Consider the following 13,516-nt stretch of genomic DNA (forward strand, 5'->3'; position numbering starts at 1 on the left):
GTCGCGTCAAAGAACGCGTCGGGAGGTATGCCGGGACATGTTGCAGGCGGTCAAATCCGCAAATCCAGGAAGTGGCGACGAGCCGTGGGTCGGGCGTTCGATCGAGCGCGTCGAAGACGCCGCGCTGCTGAGCGGCCGCGGCCGCTTCATCGACGATCTCGGCGTTCAACCCGGCACACTGCACGCGACGATTTTGCGCTCGCCGCACGCGCATGCCGACATTCTCTCGATCGATGCTAAAGCCGCAAGGAATCTGCCGGGCGTTACCGCCGTCCTGACCGGCGAGGACGTCAAGGCGGTCACCACAACCCTCGTCGTCGGTGTGAAGGCTCCGGTCGAGTGCTGGCCCATCGCGATGGACCGCGTGCGCTATGTCGGCGAGCCCGTGGCGGTGGTCGTCGCGACCGACCGCGCCCGCGCGGAAGACGCGGCCGAGCTCATCAACGTCGAATACCGCCCGCGCGGCGCCGTGGTCGATCCGCTTGGTGCGATCGCGGCGGGTGCACCGGTGCTGCATGACGGCTTTCCGGGCAATCTCGCCAGCGAACGCGCGTTTCGCTATGGCGACCCTGAGAAGGCCTTTGCGGATGCGCCGCATCGTTTCTCCGTCGACATCCGCTATCCCCGCAATTCCTGCACGCCGATCGAGACCTACGGCGTCGTCGCCTCGCACGATGCCGGCGAAGATGCCTACGAGGTGCTCGCAAATTTCCAGGGCCCGTTCAGCATCCACACAGTCATTGCGCGCGCGCTGAAAGTGCCGGGCAACCGGCTGCGGCTGCGTACGCCGCCGGATTCCGGCGGTAGCTTTGGCGTCAAGCAGGGCGTGTTTCCCTACATCGTGCTGATCGCCGCGGCCGCGCGTGTCACGGGCCGGCCGGTCAAGTGGATCGAGGACCGGCTCGAGCATCTCACCGCATCGGTGTCGGCGACCAACCGCGCGACGACATTGTCGGCGGCGGTCGCAAGCGACGGCAAGATCCTCGCACTCGACTGGGACCAGGTCGAGGATTGCGGCGCTCACTTGCGCGCGCCCGAGCCGGCGACGCTCTACCGCATGCACGGCAACATGACCGGCGCTTACGACATCCGTCACGTCAGCATCCGCAACCGCGTCGTCGTCACCAACAAGACGCCGACCGGCCTCAACCGTGGCTTTGGTGGCCCGCAGGTCTATTTCGCGCTGGAGCGACTGGTTCAGAGGATCGCAATAGGCCTCAAGCTCGATCCGCTCGATGTCATCAAGCGCAATCTGATCGACGCCGGTGCGTTTCCCTATCGCACCGCGACGGGCGCCTTGCTCGATTCCGGAAATTACCAGGAAGCCGTCGCGCGCGCGGTCGAGCAGGGCAGGCTCGCGGAACTTAAATCGCGCCGCGACGAGGCGCGGGCGCAGGGGCGGCTCTACGGCATTGGCTTCACCGCGGTGGTCGAGCCCAGCGTCTCCAACATGGGCTACATCACCACCGTGCTGACGGCGGCGGAGCGCCGCAAGGCCGGGCCGAAGAACGGCGCGCAGGCGACCGCGACGGTCGGGCTCGATCCGGTCGGCAGCGTCACGGTTCACGTCGCCTCGGTGCCGCAGGGGCAGGGCCATCGCACGGTGCTATCGCAGGTCGTCGCCGACGTCTTCGGCCTTCAGCCAAAGGACATCCGCGTCAACACCGAGATCGACACGGCCAAGGACGCGTGGTCGATTGCCTCGGGCAACTACGCCAGCCGTTTCGCAGCCGCCGTGGCCGGCACGGCAAAGCTGGCCGCTGAGCGCGTTGCGAGCCGTCTCGCGCGTATTGCGGCGAGCCAGCTCAACGTCGAGGCCGCGGACATCGTGTTCGCAAAGGGTTTTGTCGCCTCGAAGCACAATCCTGAGAACCGCATCGCATTCTCGCGCGTCGCCGCCCTCAGCCACTGGTCGCCGGGCTCGCTGCCCGACGATGCCGGCCAGACCATCCGCGAAACCGTGTTCTGGACGCCGCCGGAGCTGACGCCGCCCGATGAGGACGACCGCATCAATTCCTCGCTCTGCCACGGCTTCATTTTCGACTTCTGCGGCGTCGAGATCGACCGCACGACGCTGGAGACGCGGATCGATCGCTACGTCACCATGCACGATTGCGGCACCATTTTGCATCCCGGCATGGTCAACGGCCAGATCCGCGGCGGCTTTGCGCAGGCGCTCGGAGCCGCGCTCTACGAGGAATATGCCTATGCCGAGGACGGCAGTTTCCTGACGGGGACGCTCGCCGACTATCTGCTACCGACCACGACAGAGGTGCCGGAGCCCGAGATCATCCACATGGAGACGCCGTCGCCGTTCACGCCGCTTGGTGCCAAGGGCGTCGGCGAGGGCAATTGCATGTCGACGCCGGTGTGCCTCGCCAATGCGGTCGCGGATGCGCTCGGCGTTGCCGACATCACGCTGCCACTGGTGCCGGCGCGGCTTGCGGAGCTGGTGCGCGGCGACGAGCCGCCGCCGCCTGCGGGCGGCGCGACTGCTGCGCGCGCGCGCGAAGGCGATCGCCGGCTGCGGGGCGAGGGGCAGGCCTCGGTGAAGGGTGCGCCCGAGCAGGTCTGGGCGATGCTGCTCGATCCCGCGACGCTGCAATCCGTCATTCCCGGCTGCCAGCGCGTCGACAAGGTCACCGACACGCATTTCCGCGCCGATGTCACGCTCGGCATCGGCCCCGTCACCGGGCGCTACCGCGCCGATGTCGAGCTGTTCGATCTCGATCCGCCGCGCGCGGTCACTCTGCGCGGCGGCGCCACCGGTGCGCTCGGCTTCGGCAGCGCCGAGGGTCGGATCACGCTCGCGCCGGACGGCGGCGGCGGAACCAAGCTGACCTACAGCTATGACGCCGCCATCGGCGGCAAGGTCGCCAGCATCGGCGGCCGTTTGCTCGATGGTGCAACGCGCGTGATCATCGGGCAGTTCTTCACCGCGTTGGCCCGCAAGGCCGGTGGTGGTAGCGCGACGGGCGGCGGCTTCTCGCTGTTCGGCCTGCTGGCGAAGCTCTCAAGCCTGTTCGGGGGGCGCCGATGAAGCCGCCCGCATTCGACTATCTCCGCGCCGGGAGCATCAGTGAAGTCCTCGAAGGGCTCGCGCAGCAAGGCGGCGACGCCCGCGTCCTTGCCGGAGGGCAGTCGCTGATGGCGATGCTCAACATGCGCCTCGCCAAGCCGAAGCTGCTGATCGACATCATGCGTCTCAAGGAGCTTCGCCAGATCGAGCGGAAGGGCGACGCCGTCGTCATCGGCGCCGGCGTGCGCCAGGCCGATCTCCTCGCATGGCCGGATCTCGCCGAAGCGCTGCCGCTGGTGGCGCTGGCGCTGCCCTGGGTCGGGCATATGCAGACCCGCAGCCGCGGCACCATCTGCGGCTCGCTCGCGCATGCCGATCCCAGCGCCGAGATGCCGCTGACGCTGGTCGCGCTTGGTGGCGAGGTATTTTTGCGCAGCGCCAAACGGCGTCGCCGTGTCGCTGCAAAAGACTTCTTCGCCGGCATGATGCTGACGGCGCGGAGCGACGACGAGCTGATCGAAGGCATCTCGCTGCCGGTCACCAAGGGATCACGCGTTGCCTTCCGTGAGGTCGCGCGCCGTCATGGGGATTTCGCCATCGTCGCCTGCGCCGCGATGAAGACGCCGACGGGTGTGCGGCTCGCCGTTGGCGGCGTTGCTGACGTACCCACCACGCGAGACTGGCCGCGGCTCGAAGGGACTGCGCTCGATGATGCCCTCAACGCCTTTGCCTACGAGCTCGGCGCGCGTGACGACGTCCACGCCACCGCCCGCTACCGCCGCGACCTCGTGCGCATGATCGGCCGCGATCTGATCAGCGAGGTGCTGCAATGACCCGTCTCAAGGCAGATCAGCGCCATGCGGTCCGTTTCTCGCTGAACGGCAAGCCCGTGGAGAGTGAAGCCGAACCACGCATGCTGCTTTCCGATTTCCTGCGCCATCAGCTGGGTGCCACCGGCACCCATGTCGGTTGCGAGCACGGCGTCTGCGGCGCCTGCACTGTCGTCGTCGACGGCATGCTGACCCGGTCCTGCCTGACGCTCGCCGCGCAGGTCGAAGGCTGCGAGATCAGGACGGTCGAAGGACTCGCACCTTCGGCCGACCGGCTCGGCGTGCTGCAACAGGCGTTCCGCCGCAACCACGCGCTCCAGTGCGGCTTCTGCACCGCCGGCATTTTGATGTCGCTCGACCACTATCTCGCCCGGAATCCTGCGCCGACCGAGGCGGAGATTCGCGATCTCCTCAGCGGGCATATCTGCCGCTGCACCGGCTACACCCCGATCATCCAGGCGGCCCTCGAAGCCGCCGCAGAGCTCACTTCATCCAAAAAAGAGACGTCAGATGCTTGATCTCGCCAGCAGCTTCATGGCCAGCGCCGCGCGCGATCCCCAGACAATCGCGCTGGTCGACGGCGATCTGCGCCTGACCTACCGGCAATGGTACGACAAGATTTCCGCGCTCGTGGCCTCGCTCGAGCGCCTCGGCCTCAAGCCCGGCGATCACGTCGTTACGCTCTTGCAGAACCGCTGGGAGGCCGCGACGCTGCACTGGGCCTGCCAGTTCGCGGGCCTCGTGATCACGCCGATCAACTGGCGCGCCAAGGCCGACGAGCTCGATTACTGCATCGAAAACGCCGAAGCCTGCGCGATCGTCTATCAGGACGTCTCCGCCGACGCGGTGCAAGGCTCGGCGCTATCAGGCAAGCTGCTGCGCGTGTCCGTCGATCCCGGAACAGGCGAGGCGACCAGCTTCGCCGATCTGGTCAAGGACAGCGCGCCGGATGCCGAACCGCGTGTCGGCGCCGATGCCTGGTCGATCATGCTCTACACCTCGGGCACGACCTCGCGCCCGAAGGGCGTGCCGAGGCGGCATCGTGCCGAACGCGCGGCCGCGATCGCCCATGTCGCGCAAAATCTCTACGCCCGCGGCGAGCGCACGCTCGGCGTGATGCCGCTATATCACACCATGGGTGTGCGCTCGCTGCTGGCGATGTCGCTGATCGGCGGCAGCTTCATCTGCCTGCCGCGCTATGACAGCCGCCAGGCATTGGCGTTAATCGAGAAGGAAGAGATCACCAACCTCTATCTCGTTCCGACGCTCTACCACGACCTCGTCCATCACGAGGCCTTCGCGAAGACCGACGTCTCCAGCGTGCGCAAGCTCGGCTTCGCCGGTGCGTCGATGACCGATGGCCTGCTGAAGAAGCTGAACGAGGCGTTCAAGCCGGAGCTGTTCGTCAATCATTACGGCAGCTCCGAGATCTACACCTTTACGATCGACCAGAACGCGGCGGCAAAACCGGGCTCGGCCGGCAAGGCGGGGTTGAACCAGCATGTCAAGGTCGTGCGCATCGGCGCGAAGTCGGTCGCGGAGCTTGCCGCGGTCGGCGAGGAGGGCGAGATCATCGCGACGCTCGCGGGGGATGAGTCCTTCGAGGGTTACTGGCGACGCCCTGAAGCCGACGCCAAGTCGCTGCGCGAGGGATGGTATTTTACGGGGGATACCGGCCTCATTGATCCTGACGGCGATCTCTTCGTCACCGGCCGTGTCGACGACATGATCATCACTGGCGGCGAGAATGTCTCGCCGGTCGAGATCGAGAGCTGCCTGTCGCTGCATCCGGCGGTCGACGAGGTCGCGGTGGTCGGTGTCGCCGACGAGAAGTGGGGCAAGGTCGTCGCCGCGTTCGTCAAGCGCAACCGCGCCGTCTCCGACGTCGAGCTGGAGCAGTTCTGCCGCACCTCGGGCCTTGCCAATTTCAAGCGGCCGCGCCGCTACGTCTTCGTCGACGCGATCCCGAAATCGCCGGTCGGCAAGCTGCTGCGGCGACTGCTCGTCGCCGGAGAATACGAGGCCGAGCGCCTGCCGCCCTCGGACGCGGCCTGATCATCACAGCCATCAACAATCAACAGAAGGAAGACAACATGCCGTCACCCTATACATTCACTGACCCTCGGCTCGCCAAGCTCGACGGGTTCAAGGTCGAGATCGACGAGGCGCATGAGCGCGCCGATATCATCCTGGGCCGTCCGCCCTACAACGTCGTGGCGATGCCGCAGCGCGACCAGCTGCGCCTGACCTTCGAGACGCTGGACGAGGATCCGCGCGTCCGCGTGATCGTCGTGCGCGGCGAGGGGGAGCATTTCTCCAGCGGCGGCAATATCGGCGGCTTCATGGAAGCGAGCCCCGAGCATGTGTCCAAGCTCGCCTGGAACATCGCCGCGCCCGCGCGTTGCGCCAAGCCCGTCATCGTCGCCAACCGCGGCTATTGCTTTGGCGTCGGCTTCGAGCTGTCGCTGGCCTGCGATTTCCGCATCGCCTCGGAGACGACGCAATACGCGCTGCCGGAGCAGAAGCTCGGCCAGATCCCTGGCTCGGGCGGTTCGGCCCGCCTGCAGAAGATGGTCGGCATCACCCGCACCAAGGACATCGTGATGCGCTCCAAGCGCATCTCGGCCAAGCAGGCCTACGAGTGGGGCATTGCGACCGAATGCGTGCCGGATGCCGAGTTGGAGAAGGCGACCGACAAGCTCGTCGACGAGCTCCGCACCTTCTCGCCGCTGGCGCAGCGCACCGCCAAGAAGCTGCTCAACGACACCGAGGATTCGACGCTCGCCATCGCCATCGAGCTCGAAGGCCATTGCTACAGCCGCCTGCGCCAGTCGGAAGACTTCAAGGAGGGCGTCGAGGCCTTCAACGCCAAGCGTCCACCGAAATTCACCGGGCGCTGATACGCGACAAAACTGCCGCGGTTCGCAATGGCGCGGACCGCGGCCCTATTCAAACGGGGGAGGTAAAACAACATGGCTGAGATGGATATGCCGGTCGCGGGTGCGCAAGCATCGGCGGATAACAAGCAGATGGTCAATGCGATCATCGCATCGGTGCTCGGATGGGCACTCGATCTGTTCGATTTGTTCATTCTGCTCTACGTGGCGCCGATCGTCGGCGCGCTGTTCTTTCCGTCGAGCAATGCGGCGCTGTCGCTGGCCGCGGTCTACGGCTCGTTCGCCGTCACGCTGCTGATGCGTCCGCTCGGCTCGGCGGTGTTTGGTCATTACGCCGACGTGCACGGCCGCAAGCAGGCCATGCTGATTGCCATCGTCGGCGTCGGCCTCAGCACGGCGGCGTTCGGCCTGCTGCCGACCATTGCGCAGGTCGGCGTGATCGCGCCGATCATCTTCCTGGTGCTGCGTCTGGTGCAGGGCATCTTCGTCGGCGGCGTCGTGGCGTCCACCCACACCATCGGCACGGAATCGGTGCCGGCGAATTGGCGCGGCGCGATGTCGGGCCTGGTCGGCGGTGGCGGCGCCGGCATCGGCGCGCTGCTGGCGTCCTTCATCTTCCTGATCACGTCGTCGGTCTTCCCCGGCGATGCCTTCGCGGTGTGGGGCTGGCGCTTCATGTTCTTCTCGGGGCTGCTGAGCTCGCTGCTCGGCTGGTTCATCTTCCGCAACCTCGAGGAGTCCCCGTACTTCAAGGAGCTCAAGCGCCAGCAGGGCAACAAGCAGGTGAAGGTCTCGAAGGCGCCGGTCAAGGACGTGTTCTCCGGCGAGTATCGCGGCGTGCTGCTGGTCAACCTGCTCATCACCTTCGGCGGTGGCGCGGGCTACTATCTGACCTCGGGCTATCTGCCGAGCTTCCTGAAGGTCATCAACGCGGTCCCGAACCAGACCTCGTCGCTGATCCTGATGGGCGCGAGTGTGTCGGCGTTCTTCTCCGCGGTGCTGGTGGGCGCGCTCAGCGATCGCATCGGCCGCAAGAAGACGTTCCTCCTGATCGGTGTCCTCGCGGCGGTGCTGCTGCCGCTGTGCTATCTCAACCTCGCGGCCACCAAGGACACCACGCAGATCACGCTCTATGCGCTTGCGATCGCCTTCATCGGCAATGCCGGCTACGCGCCGGTGCTGATCTTCCTGAACGAACGGTTCCCGACCGCGCTGCGCGCGAGCGGCACCGGCCTGTCCTGGAACATCGGCTTTGCGCTGGGCGGCATGATGCCGACCTTCGTTTCGCTGGTGAGCGGAAGCCCCGCGGAGATTCCGATGTCGCTGGCCTACTTCGCGGTCGGCGTGTTCGTGATCTACCTGATCGGCGCGGTCGTGATCCCCGAGACCAAGGGCAACTTCCGCTGAGCCAAATCGGCGCGGCCGCAAAGGCCGCGCCGATCCATCGAATTGCACGACGAGACGGGAATGGATGAGCTGCATTTCGACGACGTGATCGTCGGCGGCGGGTCGGCGGGCTGCGTGCTCGCCAACCGGCTTTCTGCTGACGGGCAACGGCGCGTGCTTCTGATTGAAGCCGGGATGGATACCCCGCCGGAAGCGACGCCGCCCGAAATCCTCGACAGCTATCCGATGACGGTGTTCTTCGGCGACAAATACATCTGGCCCGGCCTGTCGGCGGCGGCCGGTCGCAATGTCGGGGGCAAGCCTGTTATCCGCGCCTATGAGCAGGGCCGCGTGATGGGCGGCGGCTCCAGCATCAACGTGCAGTCGGCCAATCGCGGCCTGCCGCGCGATTACGACGAATGGCGCGATCTCGGCGCGCGCGGCTGGGGCTGGGTGGATGTCCTGCCATATTTCCTCAAGCTCGAGACCGATCTGGATTTCGACGGCCCGCTGCACGGCAAGCGCGGGCCGATCCCGATCCGCCGTATCGCGCGCGAGGCGATGCCGCAGTTTGGCCGCGCCGTCGCCGAGGCGCTGTCGGCAACCGGCCTGCCGTTGCGCAAGGACCAGAACGCCGAATTCGACGACGGCATCTTTCCGCCGGCGTTCTCCAATCGCAACGACCGGCGCGTGTCCACGGCCGCCGGCTATCTCGATACGGCAACGCGGGCGCGGCCGAACCTGGCGATCTGGGCGGACAGCGAGGTGGAGCACCTTCAGATCGAAGGTCGCCGCGCGACCGGCGTGGTGGTCGCGCGTGGCGGCCAGACGATCATAGTCAGCGCCGGTCGCGTGATCCTCACCGCAGGCGCACTGCAATCGCCGGCGATCCTGATGCGGGCGGGCATCGGCCCGGGGGCGGCGCTGCAAGCGCTCGGCATCCCCGTGGCCATCGATCTCCTGGGCGTCGGCAGCAATCTGCGCGACCATCCGGCGCTGACCTTCTGCCAGTATCTGCCACGCCGGCTACGGCTGCCGCTGGCCCGGCGCCGCCCCAATTTTGCGGCCATGCGCTTCTCGTCGGGACAGCAGGGCTGCGACGCCTCCGACATGTACATCACGGCTTCGGCCCGCGGCGGCTGGCACGCGCTGGGCACACGGCTCGGGCTCTATTTCCTCTGGTGCAACCGGCCGTATTCGAGCGGCTCGCTCACGCTGGCGACGCCCGATCCCAGGACCTATCCCGTCGTCGATCTCAATCTCTTGTCCGACCCGCGCGATCTCGAACGGCTGGTCGCTTCCGTCCGGCTCCTCGCCAGGCTAGTCGCTCATCCCGCGCTCAACCCTGAGGCAGGCGATTTCTTTCCAGCGTCCTATTCTCCGCGCATCAAGCGGCTGAGCCGGTACGGTACAGCCAACCGCATCGTTGCCTCCATCCTCGGTCCGATGCTCGACGTGCCCGCCGGCCTCCGGCAACTCCTGATCCGGCTCGTGCTCCTCAACGGTACGGCGTTTCAGGCGACGCTGGCGGACGACCGCGCCCTCGAAGCCTTCGTGCGGCAAAGCGTGTTCGGCGTCTGGCACCCCGTGGGGACATGCCGCATGGGCGATCCGGCCGATCCGTTGGCGGTGGTCGATCCCGAGGGCAGGGTGATCGGCAGCGAGAACATCTTCGTGGCGGACGCCTCGATCATGCCAAGGCTGCCGACGGCCAATACCAATATCCCCGTGATCATGGCGGCCGAGAAGATCAGCGATGCCTTGCTGCGGCATCATTGATCCCTTTCCGCCGGCCGTCTTTCGGTGTAGCTCTGCGCCCACTTATTAGGCGGCGGGCGCCGATCCCGCTGCCGTGGAAATCATGCAGGAGACCTGGGATGTACCCGAAAGTTCAAATGTTCATCGCCGGCGAGTGGACCGACGGCACGTCCGGCAAGTCGGAGGACATCCTCAATCCCGCGACCGGCCAGCCGATCGGCAAGACCCCGCATGCCTCGAAGGCGGATCTCGACCGCGCGCTGGAGGCCTCCAAGGCCGGCTTCGAAATCTGGCGCAAGACCTCGCCGTTCGACCGCTACAAGCTGATGCGCAAGGCCGCCGACATCATCCGCTCGCGCGCCGCCGAGATCGCGCCCGTGATGACCATGGAGCAGGGCAAGCCGGTCGTCGAAGCGCAGGGCGAGACCATGCTGGCCGGCGACCTCATCGACTGGTTCTCCGAGGAAGCCCGCCGCGCCTATGGCCGCATCGTGCCGCCGCGGATGGGCAATGTCTCCCAGCTCGTGACCAAGGAGCCGGTGGGCCCGGTCGCGGCGTTCACGCCCTGGAATTTCCCGATCAACCAGGCCGTCCGCAAGATCTCGGCCGCGCTCGCCGCAGGCTGCTCGATCATCGTCAAGGGTCCGGAAGAGACGCCGGCGAGCTGCATGGAGCTGGTGCGCGCCTATGCCGACGCGGGCATTCCGCCCGGCGTCGTCCAGCTGGTGTTCGGCGTGCCGTCGGAAGTGTCGGAATATCTCATTCCGCATCCGATCATCCGCAAGATCAGCTTCACCGGCTCGACCGCGGTCGGCAAGCATCTGGCCGCACTCGCCGGCCTGCACATGAAGCGCGTCACCATGGAGCTCGGCGGCCATGCGCCGGCGATCGTGTTTGCGGATGCGGACCTCGACAACGCCGCGAAGATTCTCTCGGCCAACAAGTTCCGCAACGCCGGCCAGGTCTGCGTCTCGCCGACGCGCTTCCTGGTGCACGAAAGCGTCTATCAGCCCTTCGTCGACAAGTTCGTGGCTGCCGCCAAGGGCCTCAAGGTCGGCAATGGCCTCGACAAGGACACCCGCATGGGCCCGCTGGCGAACCCGCGCCGTGTCGACGCCATGGAAGGTCTGGTCTCCGACGCAGTCCAGCGCGGCGCCAAGGTGCAGGCCGGCGGCAAGCGTATCGGCAATGAAGGTTTCTTCTTCGAGCCGACCGTCATCACCGATGTGCCGCGCGATGCCCGCATCATGAACGAGGAGCCGTTCGGACCGCTTGCTCCGATCACGTCCTTCCGCAGCTATGACGAAGTGGTGGCCGAGGCCAACCGTCTGCCTTACGGGCTTGCGGCCTACGCCTACACGACCTCGACCAAGACGATGCAGGCGATCGGCTCCGACATCGAGAGCGGCATGGTGTCGATCAACCATCACGGTCTCGCGCTGCCGGAAGTGCCGTTCGGCGGCATCAAGGATTCCGGTTACGGCTCCGAGGGCGGTCTCGAGGCGATCGAGGGTTATCTGAACACGAAGTTCGTGACCCAGGCGAGCGCGTAAGACGAAGTTAGGGTGGGTTAGCCGCAAGGCGTAACCCACCTCTTCCGTCTCCGCGGAAAACCAAAGAGGTGGGTTACGCTACGCTAACCCACCCTACGCCATTTGCGATGGGCTACGATCTCTTGCGTTGCCTCACAGGCAAAACATGGACAACAGCCGTCACCCGAGCAAGCGTGTCTCCCTTGCCGGGATGCTTATCGACCGGAATTCGGCGGTGCCGCTGCATTTGCAGATCGCGGCCCATATCCGCGACGGCATTTTGCGCGGTGCATTTCCGGCTGGAACGCTGTTTCTCGGCTCGCGCGAGATCGCGCGCGAATTGGGCTGTTCGCGCACGGTGGTGCTGACCGCCTGGGACCTGCTCTACGCCGAGGGATATCTTGAATCGACACCACGCGGCAGCGTCATGGTGGCGTCCGTCGCGACGCCGCATGCGGAGCCGCCATCCGTCGCTCCGCCTGCGATCGTGCCCGCCCACGTGTCGAAGCGCTGGCAATCGCTGCTTGGCCTGGATTACGAGACCAACTGGCCATCGGTGTTCGCACCCGGCGCCCCCGACATCTCGACGTTCCCGTTCAAGGAATGGTCGCGCCTGCTGCGCCAGAGCTGGCAGAGTCCGAAAGAGCAGGAGTGCCTCGATCTTCCCTCGGAAGGTCATCCGCGCTTGCGGAGCGAGATTGCAAACTTTCTCGGCTCGGTGCGCGGTCTCGTCTGTTCGCCGGAGGAAGTCGTCGTCACCTCAGGCACGTCGGGCGCGCTGGATTTCTGCAGCCGGATGATCCTCGATCCCGGCGACGAGGTCTGGGTCGAGGAGCCCGGCTTCGTCGAGGCGCGCTGGGCGCTCACGGCGGCCGGCGCAAAGCTCGTTCCAATTCCGGTCGACGACAAGGGCCTCGTCGTCTCCGAAGGTATCCGGCGCGCGCCGCTTGCGAAGCTGATCGTGGTCACGCCGTCGCATCAATATCCGCTCGGCGTCAGCATGGGCCTCGAGCGGCGTCTCGAGCTTTTGGACTGGGCCAACAAGAACGACGTCTGGGTGATCGAGGACGACTACAATTCGGAGTTCAGGCACCAGGACAGCATGATCGCGTCCTTGCGCTCGCTCGATCGCGAGGGGCGGGTGATCTACTTCGGCACCTTCTCGAAGATCATGATGCCGAACCTGCGGCTCGGCTACATGGTCGCGAACCGGCATTTCATCGACGGCTTCTCCAAAGGCCGTGCCCGCATCGACGTGCACACCTCCGGAATCGGCCAGCTCGCACTGGCGGAGTTCATGCGGGAAGGCCATTTGCTGCGGCATCTGCGCGGGATGCGGCGGGTCTATGCCGGCAGGCGCGAGGCTCTGATCGCAGCGATCGCCGCGCAAATGCCTGATGATCTGACCGTGTCCTCCGCCGTCACCGGGCTGCACCTCGTGGCGCAGTTCACCGACGCGATGCAGGCGCGGATGAGCGACCGCGAGGCCGCCGCAGTGCTGAAGCAGGCCGGCATCCACGTGCAGCCCTTGTCGCAGAATTTCCTGGAGCAGCCGACGCGGCAGGGCCTCGTGTTCGGCTACGGACGGCTGCATGTCGAGGATGCTGCGCCTCTGCTTGCGAGAATCGCCGCTTGCATCGGCAGCGGTTCCCGCAACGCACCATCCAGCGCGGCAACATCCTCGCGTACTGTTCGTACAATAAAGGGAAGCTGAGCCGACCGCTGTGCATAGCTCATAGGCACGCGACTATCCCGCAGCGCCGTTCGATCGCCTGCAAATTAGACAGAGGATTTTGAAAGCCCCGATTGCAGTGCAGCGGGCGTCACGATCTACGCGGAGAAATCCGTGGTGCGCTGCACGTTTCTCGCGTGGAGCGATCTGCTTTCGGCTGCACTCTGCGCAGGCATCGCTGCACCAAAACGTGCAGCCCATGTTGCACCGCGCGATGTCGGTCGTCGGCTGGTCTAGCGGTTTGCGACAACTCTGGCCCTATCCCGAGCCCATAGCTCTGTCGCACGCTCCCGGTCGGTGGCATGAGAGGGGATAATGATGAGTGCTCCCGGTTTGGCATTGGACGTTGCGATGGACGGGAA

At 66.0% G+C, this 13,516-nt stretch carries 9 protein-coding genes; all 9 read left to right on the forward strand.

Translation table 11 applies throughout. The annotated features are described in order from the left end of the window. Positions 1-37 precede the first annotated feature (37 nt). A complete protein-coding gene (locus NLM15_RS15320) occupies positions 38-3,040 on the forward strand; it encodes a molybdopterin cofactor-binding domain-containing protein (protein ID WP_254117897.1) in 3,003 nt (1,000 codons plus the stop codon). Then, positions 3,037-3,852 (forward strand): xanthine dehydrogenase family protein subunit M, encoded by an 816-nt coding sequence (locus NLM15_RS15325; RefSeq protein ID WP_254117898.1) that lies wholly within the window; start codon positions 3,037-3,039, stop codon positions 3,850-3,852. Before NLM15_RS15320 ends, NLM15_RS15325 begins: the two co-directional genes overlap by 4 nt. Next, the gene (locus NLM15_RS15330; RefSeq protein WP_254117899.1) at positions 3,849-4,367 is read left to right on the forward strand and encodes a (2Fe-2S)-binding protein; all 519 of its coding nucleotides are present in this window, start codon (positions 3,849-3,851) and stop codon (positions 4,365-4,367) included. The genes NLM15_RS15325 and NLM15_RS15330 overlap by 4 nt, the downstream gene beginning before the upstream one ends. Next, positions 4,360-5,904 carry an AMP-binding protein gene (locus tag NLM15_RS15335; RefSeq protein WP_254117900.1) on the forward strand — a complete coding sequence of 515 codons (1,545 nt, stop codon included), beginning with the start codon at positions 4,360-4,362 and terminating at the stop codon, positions 5,902-5,904. Before NLM15_RS15330 ends, NLM15_RS15335 begins: the two co-directional genes overlap by 8 nt. 38 nt (positions 5,905-5,942) lie before the next feature. Continuing rightward, positions 5,943-6,749, forward strand: a complete 807-nt coding sequence (locus tag NLM15_RS15340; protein ID WP_254117901.1) for an enoyl-CoA hydratase/isomerase family protein — start codon at positions 5,943-5,945, stop codon at positions 6,747-6,749. Positions 6,750-6,821: 72 nt separating this feature from the next. Next, positions 6,822-8,153, forward strand: coding sequence for an MFS transporter (locus tag NLM15_RS15345; RefSeq protein WP_254117902.1), 1,332 nt, complete (start codon positions 6,822-6,824; stop codon positions 8,151-8,153). A gap of 60 nt (positions 8,154-8,213) precedes the next feature. Then, positions 8,214-9,911, forward strand: a complete 1,698-nt coding sequence (locus NLM15_RS15350; RefSeq protein WP_254117903.1) for a GMC family oxidoreductase — start codon at positions 8,214-8,216, stop codon at positions 9,909-9,911. A gap of 98 nt (positions 9,912-10,009) precedes the next feature. Beyond that, on the forward strand, positions 10,010-11,443 hold the full coding sequence (locus NLM15_RS15355) for an NAD-dependent succinate-semialdehyde dehydrogenase (protein ID WP_254117904.1): 1,434 nt from the start codon (positions 10,010-10,012) through the stop codon (positions 11,441-11,443). A gap of 214 nt (positions 11,444-11,657) precedes the next feature. Next, positions 11,658-13,136 (forward strand): PLP-dependent aminotransferase family protein, encoded by a 1,479-nt coding sequence (locus tag NLM15_RS15360; protein ID WP_254117905.1) that lies wholly within the window; start codon positions 11,658-11,660, stop codon positions 13,134-13,136. The last annotated feature ends 380 nt before the right edge of the window (positions 13,137-13,516 follow it).

Origin of the sequence: Bradyrhizobium sp. CCGB20 (genome assembly GCF_024199855.1) — a bacterium.
Taxonomy (GTDB): Bacteria; Pseudomonadota; Alphaproteobacteria; order Rhizobiales; family Xanthobacteraceae; genus Bradyrhizobium.

Coding starts and splice junctions, on each gene's coding strand:
- NLM15_RS15325 (WP_254117898.1), top strand. CDS start 3,037: ATGAAGCCGCCCGCATTCGACTATCTCCGCGCCGGGAGCATCAGTGAA.
- NLM15_RS15330 (WP_254117899.1), top strand. CDS start 3,849: ATGACCCGTCTCAAGGCAGATCAGCGCCATGCGGTCCGTTTCTCGCTG.
- NLM15_RS15350 (WP_254117903.1), top strand. CDS start 8,214: ATGGATGAGCTGCATTTCGACGACGTGATCGTCGGCGGCGGGTCGGCG.
- NLM15_RS15335 (WP_254117900.1), top strand. CDS start 4,360: ATGCTTGATCTCGCCAGCAGCTTCATGGCCAGCGCCGCGCGCGATCCC.
- NLM15_RS15345 (WP_254117902.1), top strand. CDS start 6,822: ATGGCTGAGATGGATATGCCGGTCGCGGGTGCGCAAGCATCGGCGGAT.
- NLM15_RS15340 (WP_254117901.1), top strand. CDS start 5,943: ATGCCGTCACCCTATACATTCACTGACCCTCGGCTCGCCAAGCTCGAC.
- NLM15_RS15355 (WP_254117904.1), top strand. CDS start 10,010: ATGTACCCGAAAGTTCAAATGTTCATCGCCGGCGAGTGGACCGACGGC.
- NLM15_RS15320 (WP_254117897.1), top strand. CDS start 38: ATGTTGCAGGCGGTCAAATCCGCAAATCCAGGAAGTGGCGACGAGCCG.